At 71.1% G+C, this 16,891-nt stretch carries 19 protein-coding genes; 12 read left to right on the forward strand and 7 right to left on the reverse strand.

Features of this window, described 5'->3' with window-relative positions; translation table 11 throughout:
- The first annotated feature begins 127 nt into the window (after positions 1–127).
- The 3 genes from MT346_RS09305 to MT346_RS09315 all read left to right on the forward strand — a co-directional run bounded on the left by MT346_RS09305 (position 128) and on the right by MT346_RS09315 (position 1,913).
- Positions 128–1,078, forward strand: coding sequence for an NAD-dependent epimerase/dehydratase family protein (locus tag MT346_RS09305; RefSeq protein WP_243562766.1), 951 nt, complete (start codon positions 128–130; stop codon positions 1,076–1,078).
- Positions 1,079–1,170: 92 nt separating this feature from the next.
- Positions 1,171–1,560 (forward strand): hypothetical protein, encoded by a 390-nt coding sequence (locus MT346_RS09310; protein WP_243562768.1) that lies wholly within the window; start codon positions 1,171–1,173, stop codon positions 1,558–1,560.
- Positions 1,561–1,595: 35 nt separating this feature from the next.
- Complete coding sequence (locus tag MT346_RS09315) at positions 1,596–1,913, forward strand: hypothetical protein (protein WP_243562769.1); 318 nt, start codon at positions 1,596–1,598, stop codon at positions 1,911–1,913.
- Between the two features lie 154 nt (positions 1,914–2,067).
- On the opposite strand, the gene MT346_RS09320 is transcribed toward MT346_RS09315, so the two are convergent.
- The 5 genes from MT346_RS09320 to MT346_RS09340 all read right to left on the reverse strand — a co-directional run bounded on the left by MT346_RS09320 (position 2,068) and on the right by MT346_RS09340 (position 6,727).
- Positions 2,068–3,141: a low specificity L-threonine aldolase gene (locus tag MT346_RS09320; RefSeq protein ID WP_243562771.1), complete on the reverse strand. Its 1,074-nt coding sequence runs from the start codon at positions 3,139–3,141 to the stop codon at positions 2,068–2,070.
- Between the two features lie 48 nt (positions 3,142–3,189).
- A complete protein-coding gene (locus MT346_RS09325; RefSeq protein ID WP_243562773.1) occupies positions 3,190–3,855 on the reverse strand; it encodes an SDR family oxidoreductase in 666 nt (221 codons plus the stop codon).
- A complete protein-coding gene (locus tag MT346_RS09330) occupies positions 3,852–5,318 on the reverse strand; it encodes a DUF6421 family protein (RefSeq protein WP_243562775.1) in 1,467 nt (488 codons plus the stop codon). The genes MT346_RS09325 and MT346_RS09330 overlap by 4 nt, the downstream gene beginning before the upstream one ends.
- Before the next feature lie 322 nt (positions 5,319–5,640).
- Entirely contained in the window at positions 5,641–6,222 is a 582-nt protein-coding gene (locus MT346_RS09335) for a hypothetical protein (RefSeq protein WP_243562776.1), read from the reverse strand.
- Positions 6,215–6,727 carry a hypothetical protein gene (locus tag MT346_RS09340; RefSeq protein WP_243562777.1) on the reverse strand — a complete coding sequence of 171 codons (513 nt, stop codon included), beginning with the start codon at positions 6,725–6,727 and terminating at the stop codon, positions 6,215–6,217. The genes MT346_RS09335 and MT346_RS09340 overlap by 8 nt, the downstream gene beginning before the upstream one ends.
- Before the next feature lie 242 nt (positions 6,728–6,969).
- Here MT346_RS09340 and MT346_RS09345 point away from each other — a divergent pair, with 242 nt between their 5' ends.
- A complete protein-coding gene (locus MT346_RS09345; protein WP_243562778.1) occupies positions 6,970–7,980 on the forward strand; it encodes a hypothetical protein in 1,011 nt (336 codons plus the stop codon).
- A 155-nt stretch (positions 7,981–8,135) separates the two neighbouring features.
- On the opposite strand, the gene MT346_RS09350 is transcribed toward MT346_RS09345, so the two are convergent.
- Positions 8,136–9,188 (reverse strand): LacI family DNA-binding transcriptional regulator, encoded by a 1,053-nt coding sequence (locus MT346_RS09350; protein ID WP_243562779.1) that lies wholly within the window; start codon positions 9,186–9,188, stop codon positions 8,136–8,138.
- A gap of 195 nt (positions 9,189–9,383) precedes the next feature.
- Between MT346_RS09350 and MT346_RS09355 the strand changes: the two genes are divergently transcribed.
- From MT346_RS09355 to MT346_RS09390, 8 genes are all read left to right on the forward strand, one after another.
- Complete coding sequence (locus MT346_RS09355) at positions 9,384–10,286, forward strand: polysaccharide deacetylase (protein WP_243562781.1); 903 nt, start codon at positions 9,384–9,386, stop codon at positions 10,284–10,286.
- On the forward strand, positions 10,286–10,660 hold the full coding sequence (locus MT346_RS09360) for a hypothetical protein (RefSeq protein ID WP_243562783.1): 375 nt from the start codon (positions 10,286–10,288) through the stop codon (positions 10,658–10,660). Before MT346_RS09355 ends, MT346_RS09360 begins: the two co-directional genes overlap by 1 nt.
- Positions 10,657–11,688 carry an asparaginase gene (locus tag MT346_RS09365; protein WP_243562784.1) on the forward strand — a complete coding sequence of 344 codons (1,032 nt, stop codon included), beginning with the start codon at positions 10,657–10,659 and terminating at the stop codon, positions 11,686–11,688. Before MT346_RS09360 ends, MT346_RS09365 begins: the two co-directional genes overlap by 4 nt.
- A 63-nt stretch (positions 11,689–11,751) precedes the next feature.
- Positions 11,752–13,101 carry an MFS transporter gene (locus MT346_RS09370; RefSeq protein ID WP_243562785.1) on the forward strand — a complete coding sequence of 450 codons (1,350 nt, stop codon included), beginning with the start codon at positions 11,752–11,754 and terminating at the stop codon, positions 13,099–13,101.
- Positions 13,098–13,895 (forward strand): SDR family NAD(P)-dependent oxidoreductase, encoded by a 798-nt coding sequence (locus MT346_RS09375; RefSeq protein WP_243562786.1) that lies wholly within the window; start codon positions 13,098–13,100, stop codon positions 13,893–13,895. Before MT346_RS09370 ends, MT346_RS09375 begins: the two co-directional genes overlap by 4 nt.
- A complete protein-coding gene (locus MT346_RS09380; RefSeq protein ID WP_243562787.1) occupies positions 13,895–14,647 on the forward strand; it encodes an SDR family NAD(P)-dependent oxidoreductase in 753 nt (250 codons plus the stop codon). The genes MT346_RS09375 and MT346_RS09380 overlap by 1 nt, the downstream gene beginning before the upstream one ends.
- Positions 14,648–14,845: 198 nt before the next feature.
- The gene (locus tag MT346_RS09385) at positions 14,846–15,781 is read left to right on the forward strand and encodes a hypothetical protein (RefSeq protein ID WP_243562789.1); all 936 of its coding nucleotides are present in this window, start codon (positions 14,846–14,848) and stop codon (positions 15,779–15,781) included.
- On the forward strand, positions 15,778–16,158 hold the full coding sequence (locus tag MT346_RS09390) for a GntR family transcriptional regulator (RefSeq protein WP_243562790.1): 381 nt from the start codon (positions 15,778–15,780) through the stop codon (positions 16,156–16,158). The genes MT346_RS09385 and MT346_RS09390 overlap by 4 nt, the downstream gene beginning before the upstream one ends.
- Before the next feature lie 7 nt (positions 16,159–16,165).
- Here the strand turns inward: MT346_RS09390 and MT346_RS09395 are convergent, their stop codons facing one another.
- Positions 16,166–16,726, reverse strand: coding sequence for a hypothetical protein (locus MT346_RS09395; RefSeq protein ID WP_243562792.1), 561 nt, complete (start codon positions 16,724–16,726; stop codon positions 16,166–16,168).
- Between the last annotated feature and the right edge of the window lie 165 nt (positions 16,727–16,891).

Here is a 16,891-nt window from a genome sequence, read left to right on the forward strand (position 1 = left end):
GGGGTCTGCGCGCATCGCACCCTCTCAGCCCCATCGCGCCCCCGTGGCACGGGCGCGATGTCCACGCCGGGGTGCGACCCAGGCACCCCGGAGCGCCCCTGCCCGCGCGAGCGGGTTGACTGGTCCCATGGCAGACGTGCTGATCCTCGGTGGCACCGGTTGGCTCGGTCGACACATCGCCGCACAGTCCCTGGCGGACGGCGATGACGTCACCTGCCTGGCGCGAGGCACGTCCGGCGCCGTGCCCCACGGAGCACGGCTCGTGCGCGCAGACCGACGCGATCCCGACGCGTACGACCCGGTCCGCCGCCCGTGGGACCGCGTCGTCGAGGTCGCGTCCGACCCGGGCCTGGTGGCCGGAGCGCTCGACGCGCTCGCCGACCACGCCGGGCACTGGACGCTCGTCTCGACGGTCTCCGTCTCCGCGGACGACGACCGACCCGGCGCCGACGAGTCCGCTCCCCTGGTCGAGCCGACGGACCTGTCGCAGTACGCCGACGCCAAGGTCGCCGCCGAACGTGCGACGGCCGAGCGACTCGGCGACCGGCTGCTGATCGCCCGACCCGGGTTGATCGTCGGCCCCGGCGACCCGAGCGACCGGTTCGGGTACTGGCCAGCTCGGCTGAGCCAGCCCGGCCCGGTGCTGATCCCGACGCCGACGGACCGGTTCGTGCAGACGGTCGACGTCCGCGACCTGGCCGCGTGGATCGCCCGCACCGATGCCACCGGCCCGGTGAACGTCGTCGGCGATGCCGTCCCGATGGACGCCTTCTTCCGCGAGGCCGTCGCGGTGGCCGGCTTCGCAGGCGAGCTCCTCCCGCTCGAGGACGAGGCCCTGCTTGAACACGACGTCCGCTACTGGGCCGGTCCCCGATCGCTGCCGCTCTGGCTGCCACGCTCGGCGTCGGGCTTCGCCCGTCGGTCGAACAGCGCGTTCCGGCAGTCGGGCGGGACCACCCGGCCGCTCAGGACGACCCTGCGGGACGTCCTGACGGACGAGCAGGCTCGAGGCGTCACCCGCCCACGACGCTCCGGCCTGACGCTGGCAGAGGAGGCCGCGGTCCTCGCAGCCCGGTGACCGCGGACGGGAGGCCCGGTACCAGCTGGCACCGACCCTCCTGTCCGGCGATGGGTCGCGTCAACGACCCGTGCCGTCCGTAGGCTCGTTGCATGTCCACCAGGTCGAAGCCGTTCGCGCAGTACGCCACGGTGCTGTCGGACGGCCGCACCGCCGTCGAGGTGGCGGTCTTCGATCCGTTCCTCGTCACGGTCGTGCTCGTCGCGTCGAGCAAGCGGGACGCGCTCGATCGAGTCCGGTCACTCGGCGGCCGGAACGTGCACGTCGCGAAGGGCTTCCGGCCCGGCCACCGGACGGTCGACGAGTTCCTGACCCGCGGCGTCGACGGCGTGTTCGCGCCGGAGCCGTTCGACGGCACGTGGCTGCCGCTGCCGGACCTGCCCGCGTTCCTCGACGGCACGAGCCGCCACCTGGCGCGCTACGACCAGACCCGCTTCGACCGCAGGTGGGTACGAGGAACGGGCGAGTCCACCGCGCAGTGACCGCCGCTCCCGCGAGCACGCTCTACGATCACTCCGTGCCCGAACGCATCATGTACGTCCAGCTCAAGACCGGCCACGACCTGGACGCCGGCCCCGCATGGATCACCCGTGTGCGGTTCACGAAGTCGTGGAAGACCGCGATCTTCCACGGACGGACGCTCGCACGCTCGGCTGCCTTCGACGCGAACTTCGTGGACGTCGAGTCCCGGGAACGGTACTGGGTGTCGGGGCCGAAGCGGGACCAGACTGACGCGCGGTACCGCCACGGGGCGCCGATCGTCGAGGACGACGTGCGCGACGAGTACGACGCGTTCCTCGGGGGCGCAGCCCTGCCCGGCCGCGAACACGGCTGACGACGCCGCGCGTGCATCGCACCCCCTGAGCGACATCGCGCCCCGGTGCGACGGGGCGCGATGTCCGCACCGGGGTGCGAAGCGCGCGGACCGGCCGGTGCGCGGGCGCGCCGGCCGGTAGGCGCGCGGGCGGGCCAGCCGACGCCGACGCGCCTCAGGCCGCGTCGAGCTCCCGCGTCAGCGCTGCCACGAAGTCGTCGATGTCCTGCTCCGAGGTGTCGAACGAACACATCCACCGCACCTCGTTCCGGCTGGCGTCCCAGTCGTAGAACCGGAAGTGCTTGCGCAGCCGATCGGCCACGCCGGCGGGCAGCGTCGCGAACACCCCGTTCGCCTGGGTCTGCTGGCTGAATCCGACGCCCTGGATGCTGCCGTCCGCGATCCCCTGCTCGAGGGCCGACCGGAGTCGAGCGGCCATGGCGTTGGCGTGCCCGGCCGAGCGCAGGTACAGGTCGTCGGACAGCAGCGCGATGAGCTGGGCCGACACGAACCGCATCTTCGACGACAGCTGCATGTTCATCTTGCGCAGGTAGTGCAGGCCCTCGGATGCCGACGGGTTCAGCACGATGATCGCTTCGCCGTAGAGCATGCCGTTCTTGGTGCCGCCGAAGCTCAGCACGTCGACACCGGCGTCCGTGGTGAACTCGCGCAGCGGGATCCCGAGGGACGCCGCGGCGTTCGAGATGCGGGCACCGTCCATGTGCAGCTTCATGCCGAGCGGGTGGATGTGGTCGGCGATCGCGCGGACCTCGTCGACCGTGTACGCGGTGCCGAGCTCGGTCGTCTGGGTGATCGACACGACGAGCGGCTGGGGCCGGTGCTCGTCACCCCAACCCCAGGCTTCCTTGTCGATGAGCTCCGGGGTGAGCTTGCCGTCGGGGGCGTCGACGGTCAGCAGCTTGATGCCGGCGACCCGCTCCGGAGCCCCGGCTTCGTCGGTGTGGATGTGCGCGGTCGAGGTGCACACGACGGCACCCCAGCGCGGCAGCATCGACTGCAGACCGACGACGTTCGCGCCCGTGCCGTTGAACACCGGGAAGGCCTCGGCCTGCTCGCCGAAGTGCTGGCGGACGACGTCGTTGAGCCGTGCCGTGTAGACGTCCTCGCCGTAGGCGATCTGGTGTCCGGCGTTGGCGGCGGCGATCGCGTCGAGGATCTCGGGGTGCACCCCGGCGTAGTTGTCCGAGGCGAAGCCCCGCAGGTCCAGGTCGTGCAGTTGCAGGGTCACTTCTTCATCCTAGGTTCGAGGAGTGCGGGAGCTGGGTCGGGACGCTGTTCACGCCGGCTGGAGCGGGATGCGGGCGCCGTTGACGTCGGCCGGGTCGGCATCCCAGAGCCGGACGACCTCGTCGCCCAGACGATCCTCGAGCCCGGCGAGCGCGCCGACGACGAACACCGTCGCGGCAGCGGGCGACCCGGCCTTGCGGAAGCCCTGCGCCACGGCACGGACCCACGCGTCCGACGCGGCCTTGGCGGCGGCGTAGTTCGCGGCACCGGCCGTCGGCGCGTCGACAGCGGTCGAGGACACGAACGCCATCCGGCCGGCGGGCGAGGCCAGCAGGTCGTCGTTGAACACCCGCGTGGTGTTGCGGAGCGTGCGGAAGGCCCGGTCGAAGAAGTCCCAGTCCTCGTCCGACTGGCCGATGAGCCCGCCGCCGCCGCGCCACCCTCCGACCAGGTGGACGAGGCCGTCCACCCGACCGGAGGATGCGCGGACGTCGGAAGCCAGTGCGGTGACCGCGCCGAGGTCGGCGAGGTCGCACGTCCGGGTGGCGACGCCCGGGACGGACGCGGCCAGGGCCTCCAGGGCGTCCGCGCGTGTCCCGACCGCGATCACCGATGCGCCCGCGGCGACCAGTGCGCGCGCCACGGCCTGGCCGCTGGTGCTGGTCGCACCCGCGACCAGCACCAGTCGGCCGGTGAGCGGCCCGGCGTCGCTCACGCGGCCACGTCCGGCACCGCGGTGACGTCCGAGTGCCCCGTGATGCCCGCCGTCGACGCGATGACGGTGGCCATCTTCTTGTTGAGCGCCTCGTAGAACATCGACAGCGGGAACTCGTCGTCCATCACCGCGTCCGTGTAGCCCTTCGGCGGCCCGGCGAGCGTCTCACTGGGCAGCCCGACGGCCCACCGCGAGGCCGGGTGCGGCGTCAGCGTCTGCCGCACCATCTCGTACGCGGCGAGCCAGTGCGCCCCCTTGGGCCGGTCGATCGACCGCCAGTACAGCTCGTTGATCTGGTCACTGAGCGCGATGATGACGTCGGGCATCGCGTCCCAGTCGATCGTCAGGCGGGTGTCGGTCCAGTGCAGCACCCCGTGCTGGTGCATCCACGCGAAGAGCAGCTGACCGCCGAGCCCGTCGTAGTTGCGGACACGGCTGCCGGTGATCGCGAAGCGGAAGATGCGGTCGAACACGACCGCGTACTGCACCAGGCGTGCGTGGTCACGGATCTCGCGCTGCGCCGGGCTGAGCTCGTCGTCCGGCATCGCCGACAGCGTCCGTTCCAGTCGCACCGACTCACGGAACGCCGTCAGGTCGCACCGCAGTTCCTCGAGCGAGTACAGGAAGAACGGCATCCGCTGCTTGATCATGAACGGGTCGAACGGCAGGTCACCGCGCATGTGGGAGCGGTCGTGGATGATGTCCCACATCACGAAGACCCGCTCGGTGAGCTCTTGGTCGTCGAGCATCGCGGCAGCGTCGTCGGGCAGCTCGAGCTTCGTGATCGCCGCAGCCGCACGGACGACCTTGCGGTAGCGGGCGGCCTCGCGGTCCTGGAAGATCGCGCCCCACGTGAACGCGGGGATCTCGCGCATCGCGACCGTCTCGGGGAACAGCACGGCCGAGTTCGTGTCGTAGCCCGGGGTGAAGTCGACGAAGCGCAGTGCGACGAACAGCGCGTTGCCGTAGTCGCCGGACTCGAGCTCGGCGATGAACTCCGGCCAGATGGTCTCGACCAGGACGGCCTCGACCAGGCGGCTCGAGCTGCCGTTCTGCGTCACCATCGGGAACACGACCAGGTGGCCGAGCCCGTCGATGCGGTGCTGCTGCGGCTGGAACGCGTTCAGCGAATCGAGGAAGTCCGGCACTCCGAAGCCCTCGTCACGCCAGCGGGTGAAGTCGCCCTGCAGCGCGTCGAGGTACGCGGCGTCGTGCGGGAAGAACGGGGCCAGTTCGGCGACGGCCGGGAGGATCGTGGCCAGGTGCTCAGCGGCCGTTGCGTGGTGCGCGGGGTCCGGTACCGAGCCGTCGGTCGTCTGCAGCGCACGGAAGGCCTGGACGGCGGCCTTCAGCCGCAGCCACGCCGGGTGCGCGGCGACCTGGCGCACGGTCGGGCGGTCCTCGACGACCTCGGGTTCACCGACGATGGCGTCCTGCGAGTGGGTCTGGACGAACTGCGACATGTCGAACCTCCCGTCGTTGGGGTACCGCGGATGCGGACGGATCGGCACCGGGGCCGACCCTGCCGAAAGCCTATTGAGCAACGCGCGACGCATTCCTCCCACTTTCTGGCGGAAACGTGCGCCGCGGAGCGCTCCACGCAGCGGATCGACCGACCGGCGCAACGTTCCGGTCGTCTGGCTCGAGCGACGGCCCGAGCACCGGTCCGGCCACCCGGTCCGGGCGACGGCAAGGACCTCGCGGTGGGCCGATCACGGACACCTGACCGCAAGACGGACCGGAGGCCCGGCGTCTGGCGGCACCGAGCCTCCGGTCCGTCAGTGGCTACTGTTCACCGGCCGCACTCACGAACAGTGTCGTCCCCGCCGCGGCGGGGAGCGTCATGACCGTACCGGTCGTGGCGGAGGTCGTCTTCGTTCCGAGCGCCACCACTGCTCCGTGGATCCCGCACCAGAGCGTGACAGGAACGGTGGAGGACGACGCCGCGACGCTCGTGGACGGGCCTATCGCCCGTTTCGCGGCGGCGGAGTCCGGCGCGGCGAGCGGGTCATCCGAGGAACGCGGGGCGGTCGCTGTGACGGCATCCGTCCCGTGGCCGTCACTGATTGCGACCCCGCATCGACCCCGTGAGAGCGCGATGGCGAAGCTCGCGCCCTCGGTCTTCCCGGTTGCGACGACATGCGAGCGGACGGCCGCCGGCAACGCAGCGGTGAGCGCGCCGTCCGCCGAGACGACCGGCAGCCGATCGACGGCGGGGTCGATCCGGTACTGCGTCGGGTGCGCGGTCGAGCACCCCGTCAGCACGAGCGCTGCGATCGTCGTGACCCACACCGCGAGCGCACGGCGACCCGCGGTCCCGCGCATCGAGCGCAGCACCGCGGGCCACTGGTGTCCGGATTCAGGCACGGTACGAACGGTACTGGAGCCGCTCGAACTTGTATGCCTTCCCGTTGCCCGACTTGCTGAAGCCGCCACCGGGCACATTGCAGGTCTGGGTCTGCGTCCAGTGGAACGTCGTGACCGAGTAGACGGCATCGGCACGGAGCACCCAGGTCTGCCCGGCGGGGATCGCGACGGAGTACCCCGTCGACGTCGTGTACGTCGACGTGACGTTGAACCCGACGGAACCGCTGACGGTCTCGGCGGAGACGCCGGCGTTCCCCGTGACCGAGTTGCTCACCGCCACTGACTTGGTCAGCGACAACGTCCCCGGACCGACGCCCGACACGCTCCAGTTGGGTCCGGACGGCGACGTCTTCGTCGTGCCCGCGCTTGTGACGTCGCTGAGCTTGGTCACGACCGGACCACAGCCGACGCCGCCTTGGTCAGGGTGGGCGGTGGCCGCCGTGGCCGCCTGCGCTCCGGCGAGCGACATGCTCGCGACCAGCAATCCCGTGGCGAGCAGTGACATCCGTGTTCTCATGGTTCCCCTCGATCCTCCAAGGGAGCGGGAGCGCCCCCATGTGGAGGATCGCCCCACGCGCCCGGCGTGCCAAGCGTCTGGCGGATGACCTGCAACAGCCGACCGGCCACCCACACCCAGCCGGCCGACGGGTCGGGATGACGCCGCGGTTGCGCGGAACCGCACGAAGTGAGCCAGCGGTGCCGATCCCGAGCACGATCGAGGTGTCCTCATTCCCCGAAGGAGCACCGATGCGCGTCTTCCTGTACCTCGCGATGATCGTCGTCGCCACGGCGTCGACGCTCGGCGTCGCGCTGCTGGTCGCGCTGCAGCTCCACGACGCTGCGCGGTGGCTCGTGGTCGCCACCGCGTCGTCGTCACCGTTCCTGGTCATGGGACCGGTCGTGGTCGGGTCACTCGCGGCGTACTGGGACCACCGGTCCTCCACGGACGGCCGCCGGTACCTCGGCTGGTGGTTCCTGGGCGTCGTCCTGGTCGACGTCGTCGCGGCGGTGTTCATCGTGCTCGCGACCATCTCGGCACGGGGCCCGGTGTGGGTGCCGGTGGTCGTCATCGGCGGCGCAGCGGTGCTCCTCGCCGTCGCGCGACCACTCGGCGCAGTGTTCCGCCGGACGGAGCCACCGATCGCCGACCACGGCGACACTGTCCCCGGCGCCGATGCCGTCCGACGGAAGGTCCGCAGGATCACCGTGACGTTCGTCATCGCCGTCGTGGTGTCGACGATCGGGGTCACGCTGCTCGCGATCCTCGGCGGCGACCGGGGCGGCGACCTGCTGCAGGACGTGTTGTCAGCCGGGCAACTGACGTTCACCGCGACAGCAGTCGCGACGGTGTACGCCGCGCTTCCCCTCAACCGGGCGCTCCGGGACACGGGCGGGCGCGACGTCGGTCGACTGCGGCGCTTCGCGAAGGTGGTGTTGCGGGGCAAGGAACTCCCCCTCGACCCTGCCGAGGAGCGAGGCGCTGTGCAGTACGCGCGCCTGGTCCCGCTGGCGATGCGGTTCCAGATGGCGTTCATCGGCCTGCTGTACCTGGCCCTGACGTTCCAGTTCGTCTCGGCGTCACTCCGAGGCATCCTCGGGTGGCTCCCCGACGTCTACCTGGCGTTCCTGGTGCTCGTGGTGGTGTGGCTCGTCCCGGTCACGATCCGCCGGATGCGTCGAGCACGGGCGTACGTCGCGCAGCACGCCGATGCGGCGCTGTGGACGCTGGACGACGGGGCGCCGGCGCAGCCCCACTGACGGACCGGCGCGCACCGCTCAGCGGCAACGCGAAGCGTTGCGCGGGGCGCGCCGACCGAGCCTGCGAGGGAGGGGTGCCAGCTGGCACCGGCCCTCCAGTCCGTCACGGAGCACCGATTGCCGGGCGTCGCGCGGCGCCCGGCCACGGAGCCGGGTCAGCGCGACAGGCTCGCGGTCGACGACCGCACCACCAAGGAAACCGGAAGGGTCTCCCCCAGCAGCGGATCGCCACCGATGGCGGCGAGCAGCCGCTCGACTGCCAACGCGCCCATCATCGCCGTCGGCGAGTGCACGGTCGTCAGGGGCGTGGGCAGCTGGGCGACGACCGGGATGTCGTTGTATCCGACGATCGACAGGTCGTCGGGGACACGCATGCCGCGTTGTCGGGCGGCCCCCATCACGCCGATCGCCGCCGTGTCGTTGACCGCGAAGATCGCCGTGGGCGGGTCGGCCAGCGCGAGCAGGGTGTGCGCGCCGACGACCCCACCCTCGACCTCGAAGTCGCTGTGCACGACGAGCGCCTCGTCGACCACCAGGTCGCGCTGCTGGTGCGCGAGCCGGAAGCCCTCCACCCGTTCCACACCCGTGCTGGCGTGGCGTGGACCCGCGACGACGCCGATACGCCGGTGCCCCAGCGCGAGCAGGTGCTCGGTGGCCGTGCGACCGCCGTCGACGTCGTCGCCGACCACGGCGGGCATCCACGATCCCGGGTGCCGGTTGGTGGCGATGACCGGCACGGGCAGGTCCGTCAGGCGCGCGTTCGGTCCCGACAGGTGCAGGGAGCTCACGATGAGACCGTCGACCTGCCGCGAGAGCAGGAAGTCGACGGCTTCGAGCTGGGCGCCCATCTCGTCCGGAGGCGTCGTGAGCAGCAGCTGGTACCCGGCAGACCGCGCGGCGGACTCCACGGACTGGCAGATGGTCGCGATGACGGTGTCGGCCAGGCGTGGCATCACCACACCGATGGTGTTGGACCGACGCGTCCGCAGTGACGACGCGATCCGGTTGGGCCGGTAGCCGAGCTCGGCCGCGGCGGCGAGCACCCGCTGCGCCGACGCACTCCACCCCCTGGCCGGCTCGGTCTGCCGGAGCACACGCGATGCGGTCGAGATGTGGACGCCGGCGCGGCCGGCGATGGCCTGGAGGCTCGCCTCACCACGACGGCCCGGGTGCCGGTCCCCAGCCGGGTCGGTGTCCGTGGTGCCCATCCACGCAGTCTAGGTGACGGATCGTCGCTCCCTCGGAAACGCGAACGGTTGCGAACAGGCGCGTCACGATCACTTCCGCCTCAGCCGAAACAGGTTCGTTACACAGACATCGGGCGCCTGAAACACACGACTGGCACGCTTCCAGGACATGCAATCGATTGCACCAGTTGCAACAATGACGAGAGACGGTGTCCCATGGTGAAAGAGATCTTCGTGTCGTTCGGCGTCGACATCGACGCCGTCGCGGGGTGGCTCGGTTCCTACGGCGGGGCGGACTCGCCCTCCGACATCCAGCGCGGGATCTTCGCGGGCCGCACCGGTGTGCCGCGGCTGCAGCGGGTGTTCGACCGGGCGGGCATCACGGCGACCTGGTTCATCCCCGGGCACTCGCTCGAGACGTTCCCCGAGCAGTGCAAGGCCCTGTTCGACGCCGGACACGAGATCGGCGCGCACGGCTACAGCCACGAGAACCCCGTCGCGATGACCGAGGCGCAAGAGGACGCCGTGATGGAGCGCTCGGTGGAGCTCATCACGAAGCTCACCGGCACGCAGCCGGCCGGGTACGTCGCGCCGTGGTGGGAGCTGAGCACGTACACGCCGACCCTGTTGCAGAAGTTCGGGTTCAGCTACGACCACAGCCAGCAGCACAAGGACTTCGTGCCGTACTACTCGATCGTCGGCGACTCGTGGACCCCGATCGACTACGCGCAGGACCCCCAGACCTGGATGACGCCGCTCGTGCACGGGCAGGAGATCGATCTGGTCGAGATCGCGGCGAACTGGTACGTCGACGACCTGCCGCCGATGATGTTCATCAAGTCCAGCCCGAACAGCCACGGCTTCGTCAACCCCCGCGACGTCGAGCAGATGTGGAAGGACCAGTTCGACTGGGTCTACCGCGAGCTCGACTACGCGGTGTTCCCGATCACGATCCACCCCGACGTGTCCGGGCGGCCGCAGGTCCTGCTCATGATCGAACGGCTCATCGAGTACATCGGCGGACACGAGGGGGTGCGGTTCCTGCCGATGAACGCGATCGCGGACGACTTCCGCACCCGGTTCCCCTTCGGCCGGCCCGAGCGCCCGCGCGAGTACTGATGTGCGGCGTATGCGGCAGCGCCGGCGGGACGCGTGATGCGGACGCCGACGGCGTCGAGGACACCCCCGCGGCACGCAAGCGGGCGCAGCTCGGCCTGGTCGCCTGGGCGTCACGCCTGTTCGGCCCCGAGCACGTCCGGATCCACGAGGCCCCCGGGACCGTGCGCGTCGTGGTCGTCGGACCGACGGGCCGGAGCGTCGTCGCGCAGGGCGTGAACGGGGTCCTCGAGGCCGTCGAACTGGTCAGCGCCGGACGTCCTGACTGGCCCGCGGTGGATCGTCGCCTCCGGGCCGCCGACCCCCGCGACGACACCGACCGGACGTACCGGGTCCTCGCGTCCGCGGTCGCCCGACGTACGGAGGTCCGGACGTGACCGGCACGCCGCTCCCCTCGATCGCCTACCTGGCCCTGGGCGGGACCATCGCGAGCGTCACCTCGGGCGACGCGGCCAACCGGTCCGGCGCCGTGCCACGCCTCGACGCGCAGCACCTGGTCTCCGCCGTGCCCGAGATCGCCGAGGTCGCACGTGTCGACGCGCGACAGTTGGCCCTCGTCCCCTCTCCCTCGCTCGGGTTCCACGACGTGCAGGTCGCACTCCAAGCGGCGCACGCCGCCGTTCGCGACGGGGCTTCGGGTGTCGTGCTCTCGCAGGGCACCGACACGATCGAGGAGACGGCGTACCTGCTCGACCTGGCCTGGGACCGTCCCGAGCCGCTCGTGCTCACCGGTGCCATGCGACACGCGTCGGCCCCCGGTGCGGACGGCCCGGCCAACCTGCTGGCGGCGGTGTGCGTCGCCGCGCACCCGAGCGCTCGCGAACGCGGTGTGCTCGTCGTGCTCGACGACCAGGTCCACGCCGCCAGCACGGTCCGCAAGACGCACACGTTCTCGACCGGGGCGTTCGCCTCGCCCGGAGCAGGGCCGCTCGGCTGGGTCGCGGAAGGGGTCCCGGTCTTCCGGTCGCCGGCGCACCAGATGCCCGCCGTCACCGAACGCGTGGCACCGCTGCCCCCGATGGCCCTGCACCGGGTCAGCCTCGACGACGACGGACGCGTCCTCGATGCGCTCGGCGACCTCGGCTACCGCGGCGCGGTCGTCGAGGGCTTCGGCGGCGGGCACGTGGCAGAACGCACCCTCGACGCCGTCCGCGCGCTGGCCCGGAAGATGCCGGTGGTCATGGCGTCACGGACCGGCGCCGGAACGACACTCGCGACGACCTACGGCTTCCCCGGCAGCGAGATCGACCTGCTCGACGCGGGACTCGTCCCGGCAGGGCAGCTCGACGGCCTCAAGGCACGCCTGCTGCTCGCCGTGCTGCTCTCCGTCGACGCACCGCGCGACCGGGTGCACGCCGAGTTCCTCGCACGCGGTGGGGGCTCCGTCCCGCCGCAGCGTCGCTGAACCACCGACGCTCCCCGCACGACCCACCCGATCCGCCAGCACCGCAGCATCGAGAGGAAGACCATGTCCACCACGACCATCCGCGAGCCCGAGGACGTCCAGCTCGCCACCGGGAGGTTCCCGGCCATCGGCGCCAAGGAGACCAAGCGCGGCGCCACCCTGGCGTTCTTCGCCTGGACCCTCGCCGTCTACGACTTCATCATGTTCGGCACCCTCCTGCCCCGCATCGCCGAGGACTTCGGCTGGAACGAACAGACGGCGCTGCTGGCGAACACGCTCGTGAGCGTCGGCGTCTTCGTCGTCGTGATCCTGGTCGGCCTGTTCGTCGACCGCATGGGACGACGTCGCGGCATGATGATCACGATCGGCGGTGCGGCGCTCTCGTCGGCACTGACGGCAGCGTCGTCCGGGGTCGCGTCGCTGGTGGGCTTCCGGGCGCTCAGCGGGTTCGGCATGGCGGAGCAGTCGGTCAACTCCACGTACCTGAACGAGGTCTTCGCCCTGACCGAGGTCGAGGGCATCCGGAAGCGCCGCGGCTTCTTCTACAGCCTGGTCCAGACCGGGTGGCCCATCGGTGCGCTGCTGGCCGCCGCGTTCATCGCCGGCATCAACGGCCTGTTCGGCCCGGACTCGTGGCGGCTCGCGTTCCTCATCGCCACCGTGCCGGCGCTGTTCGTCCTGTTCCTGCGCAAGGGCATCAAGGAGACCCCGCAGCACCGGCTCAACACCTACCTGCGTGAGCTGCGGAAGTCCGGCCGCACCGACGAGGCCGCTGCGATCGCGACACGCTTCGGCATCGTCGACGGTGAACGGCCCTCGCTCAAGGCGATCTTCGGACGTCGCTACGCACGCAACACCATCGTGCTCTCGATCGCGTGGATCGTGAACTACTTCGGCATCACCACCACGAGCGTCCTCGGCACCACGATGCTCGAGGGCGTCAAGGGCATCGACACCAGCATGTCCCTGCTGATCATCGTGCTCTCCAACGTCGTCGGCGCCGCCGGGTACCTGTTCCACGGGTGGCTCGGCGACATCATCGGCCGCAAGGTCACCATCGTGGGCGGCTGGCTGCTCGCCGGGGTGTGCTGGACCCTGTTCGTGCTCGGCCCGAACGACTTCGGCTACGTGCTGATCACGTACATGCTGACGCTGTTCTTCCTGCTCGGCCCGTACGCCTCCCTGCTGTTCCTGCAGGCCGAGTGCTTCGACTCGAGCTGCCGTGCGACCGGCTCGGCGTTCGTCACCGCGATGGGCCAGCCCGGCTCGATCATCGGGTCCGCTGTGCTCACGGCACTCGTCGCCGGAAGCGTCGGTCTCGGCCCGGCAGCCATCATCGTGGGGGCCGGCGGCATGGTCCTGTCCGGGCTGATCATGCTCGCGACCAAGCGCGTGGCGGTGATCGAGCATTGAGCACGTCGACGCAGCAGACCGTGTACTCGGAGTTCGCCGACAGTGTCGCCGTCGTCACCGGTGCCGCGAGCGGGATCGGCGCGGCCCTCGCCGTGCAGCTCGCCGAACACGGGGCGAACATCGTCATCCCGGTGTTCGCCGGTGACCCGCACGACCCGTCGACCGTCGTCGCGGCCGTCGAAGCTGCTGGCGGCCACGCACTCACCGTGACGGCGGACGTCCGACGCACCGAGGACGTCGATGCCGTGTTCCGGGCAGCACTCGACCGGTGGGGGCGCGTCGACCACGTCGTCGCCGGCGCCGGGGTGCTCCGACGGCAGCCGCTGGACACCATGACCGACGACGACTGGAACGACCTGCTGCAGGTCGACCTGCACGGCGTGATGCGAACCCTGCGTGCCGGCGCACGACACCTCGGCGCCGGGGGCTCGATGGTGGCGGTGTCGTCGATCGCAGGCGGTGTGTACGGCTGGGCCGCGCACAGCCACTACGCCGCGTGCAAGGCCGCCGTCATCGGGCTCGTCCGGAGCGCCGCAGCCGAGCTGGCACCCCGTGGGATCCGGGTCAACACGATCATCCCCGGACTCATCGAGACGCCGCAGTCGATGGACGCGCAGAACTCGCTCGGCCCGGCCGGCCTCGACGCCGCCGGCGAACGGATCCCGTGGGGCCGAGTCGGTCAGGCCGACGAAGCCGCTGCGGTGATCCGGTTCCTGCTCAGCCGCGAAGCCCGCTACGTCACCGGGCACGAGCTCGTCGTCGACGGCGGCCTGACCATCTTCATGGCCGACTGATGCCCGGGGACAACACCGTGTTCGACCTCACCGGGTCCACGGCGCTCGTCACCGGCGGCGCCAGCGGCATCGGACTCGCGATCGTCGAGACCTTCGTCGCCGCCGGAGCACAGGTCGTCGCCGCGGACCGCGACGTCGAGGGCCTGCGGGCGCTCGCACACCGGCTCGACGTCCGGACCGTCGTCCTCGACGTCACCGACGAGGACCAGGTCGAGGCCGTCGTCGCCGCGATCGACGACGAGTTCGGCGGCATCCAGGTGCTCGTCAACGCGGCCGGCGTCCTGTCGCAGTCACCGCTCGAAGCGCTGACGGTGGCGGACTGGAACCGCATCATCGCGATCGACCTGACGGGTGTGTTCCTGATGATGCGTGCCGTCGGCCGGCGCATGCTCCGCGACGGCGACGGGCGCATCGTCAACCTCGCCTCGCAGCTGGCGATCAAGGGTGGTTCCGAGATCGCCCACTACGCCGCCGCGAAGGCCGGTGTCATCGCGCTGACCAAGAGCGCCGCGATCGAGTGGAGCGGACGCGGCGTGCTGGTCAACGCGATCGCGCCCGGCCCGATCGTCTCGCCCATGACGGACGCGATGACCGCGCAGTGGCGGACCGACAAGGCGGCCGAGCTGCCGATCGGGCGCTTCGGCGTCCCGGCCGAGGTGGCCCCCACCGCACTGCTGCTCGCGTCGTCGCCCGCGGGTGACCTGTACACCGGGCAGACGCTCGGCCCGAACTCCGGTGACGTCATGCCGTGAGGAACGCCGGCATCTCGGGCCCCGGCCTGGAGGCTCGGGTACAGCAGGCAGCACGGAGCCCTCGAGCAGCTGCGACCTGCGTGGTTGCGCGCGCACCCACGCCAGCAGCTCGATCGCCTCGTACCGACCGGCCGGTAGGGTGCAAGCCCTTCCCAACTGTGTCACGACCGTGGTACACCTTGGTCCAGGGGGTACTCGATGTTCATGCTCGTCACGTCCGGTCTGCCGATCGCCGTCGGCATCGGTCTGACCGTGGGCGGTGTCCTCGCGCACGCCGATGCCCGTCGTGATGCCGTGACAGACGCGCACGCCGGCGCTCCGGACCGATCCACCCCCCGGCGTGGTCGGGTCGCAGCGGCGATCACCGCGGCCGGGTGGCTGGTCGCGGCGCTCCTGTCGCTCCTGTCGATCGGTACGTTCCAGTGGTGGCCGACCGTGCTGCCGATCGCCGCGGGGATCGTGGCGTGCGTCGCCGCAGCGCACCTCCCGGTCACCCGCCCGTCCGACACCCGGCCGGTGCTCGACCTGCGGCACCGTGGCGCGCTGACCTTCACGTCGCGCAGCGAGGTCCTCGTGGCCGCCGTGGCGTCCGCCGTCCTCGCCGTCACGGTGATCGCCGCCGGAGCCATGTCGTCGGACGACGGCGAGGGGCGCTGGGCGTTCATCACCATCCCCGTGGGCGACGACGGCACCGCGTCCACGGAGTTCTTCGGCTGGTACTACGGCGTCCCGGTCCTGACGGCAGCGCTCGTGCTCGCCGTCGTCGCACTGACCGGACTGCAGCGCATCGCGCGGGTCCCCCGCTTCCACGACGACCGCGTCGCCGACGACCTGATCCGCCGAGGCCTGTCCACGGCGGTGCTCCGGAGCGCGACGGCAGCACTGCTGATCACGATCGGAACCGCCTGGGAACTCGTCGCGCGAGCGTCGCAGCTGCGGACCTCGATCCCGCGCACGCACATCGGGACGATCGAGTTCGGCACGTCGTTCGCCGCTGCGGGACCCGTCCTCGACGTCGCGGCACACTGCTCGGTCGGGTTGGGTCTCGCGCTGCTCGTCGCGCAGCTCCTGCGCGGGCGTCGGCGACGCACGTCCGCCGCCGTCGCACACGACCCCCGTCGGGCCCGCGTGTGAGCGGATCCGGCTCCCCGCCGTCGGGGCTCCCGTCCAGCGCCGAGGCGATCGCCGACCTCATCCGCGGCCAGATCTCCGTGGGGCTGCTGGCCCCCGGAACACGCCTGCCGTCCGTCCGGCAGCTGGCGCGCGACATGTCGGTCGCCCCCGGCACGGTCGCGAAGGCGTTCCAGCGCCTGGATGCCGAGGGCTTCGTCGCGACGCGGCTGGGATCCGGTACGCGGGTCGCGGAACGGAGCGGCGCGCTGCCTGCTGCGGTGCTCGACTCGTTGCGGCGGGCCGTCGATGACGCCGATCGGCACGACGTCGGGATCGAGCAGCTGCAGGCCGCGCTCGACGCGATGTGGGCGGCGGAACACCCGCCGCCGGATCCCTGACACCGAGTCAGTCGAGGTCGCCGTGGCGGGCCACGAACCGATCGGCCCCGGCGATGCGGCGGACCTGGAGCGGCACCAACACGACACCCGCGCACAGCACCAGCGCGAACTCCAGGACGAGGAGGACCGCCACGAACCCGCCGTCCCAGGTGCGCAGTTGCGCGAGGGCCTCGAGGAACAAACCGAGCATCAGCGCGATGTACGGTGCAGTCCAGCGCGGCAGCCAGTCCCGGTACGCCCTCGCGAACGCCACCGCGTGCGGTTCCTCCGACTCCGACAGGCGGACGTCCTCTCCCTGGATCACGGCGCGGCCGACGTCGCGACGACGTGCGGTGTCCAGACCGTCCAGGACCGACCCCGGTTTCGGCATGCCACTCACACGGAGGAAGAGCACGGCTGCAGCGGCCATGCTGCCGAATGCGCAGCTCAGCAGCACCGCGCTGACCAATCGCGCACCTTCGTGCACCCGCGGCGCGAAGAGCAGCAGCGCCCCCAGGGTGAGCAACGCCACGACGATCGCGACGAGCACCACACGACGGCTCCGGAACGGTGCGAGGATCTCGGCCATCTCCCGAGTCTGCTCCGGAACGGTCTGAACCTTCCGATCACGCGGGGCGGTGGTCGCCACCACCGCCGGACGGGAGGCGCGGTGCCAGTGAACTGGTCCCCGAAGGTTGGACTGTGAAGTCAGGTTAGGCCGCGAGGGCGTGGGCTCGGTAGTTGACCGGGCTCA

Origin of the sequence: Curtobacterium sp. VKM Ac-2922, assembly GCF_022815645.1 — a bacterium.
Taxonomy (GTDB): domain Bacteria; phylum Actinomycetota; class Actinomycetes; order Actinomycetales; family Microbacteriaceae; genus Curtobacterium.

What these genes read in the sequence shown, in the direction of transcription:
- MT346_RS09310 (WP_243562768.1), top strand. Translation starts at nt 1,171, where the DNA reads ATGTCCACCAGGTCGAAGCCGTTCGCGCAGTACGCCACGGTGCTGTCG.
- MT346_RS09380 (WP_243562787.1), top strand. Translation starts at nt 13,895, where the DNA reads ATGCCCGGGGACAACACCGTGTTCGACCTCACCGGGTCCACGGCGCTC.
- MT346_RS09355 (WP_243562781.1), top strand. Translation starts at nt 9,384, where the DNA reads ATGGTGAAAGAGATCTTCGTGTCGTTCGGCGTCGACATCGACGCCGTC.
- MT346_RS09340 (WP_243562777.1), bottom strand. Translation starts at nt 6,727, where the DNA reads ATGTCACTGCTCGCCACGGGATTGCTGGTCGCGAGCATGTCGCTCGCC.
- MT346_RS09395 (WP_243562792.1), bottom strand. Translation starts at nt 16,726, where the DNA reads ATGGCCGAGATCCTCGCACCGTTCCGGAGCCGTCGTGTGGTGCTCGTC.
- MT346_RS09360 (WP_243562783.1), top strand. Translation starts at nt 10,286, where the DNA reads ATGTGCGGCGTATGCGGCAGCGCCGGCGGGACGCGTGATGCGGACGCC.
- MT346_RS09330 (WP_243562775.1), bottom strand. Translation starts at nt 5,318, where the DNA reads ATGTCGCAGTTCGTCCAGACCCACTCGCAGGACGCCATCGTCGGTGAA.
- MT346_RS09350 (WP_243562779.1), bottom strand. Translation starts at nt 9,188, where the DNA reads ATGGGCACCACGGACACCGACCCGGCTGGGGACCGGCACCCGGGCCGT.
- MT346_RS09305 (WP_243562766.1), top strand. Translation starts at nt 128, where the DNA reads ATGGCAGACGTGCTGATCCTCGGTGGCACCGGTTGGCTCGGTCGACAC.
- MT346_RS09345 (WP_243562778.1), top strand. Translation starts at nt 6,970, where the DNA reads ATGCGCGTCTTCCTGTACCTCGCGATGATCGTCGTCGCCACGGCGTCG.
- MT346_RS09370 (WP_243562785.1), top strand. Translation starts at nt 11,752, where the DNA reads ATGTCCACCACGACCATCCGCGAGCCCGAGGACGTCCAGCTCGCCACC.
- MT346_RS09385 (WP_243562789.1), top strand. Translation starts at nt 14,846, where the DNA reads ATGTTCATGCTCGTCACGTCCGGTCTGCCGATCGCCGTCGGCATCGGT.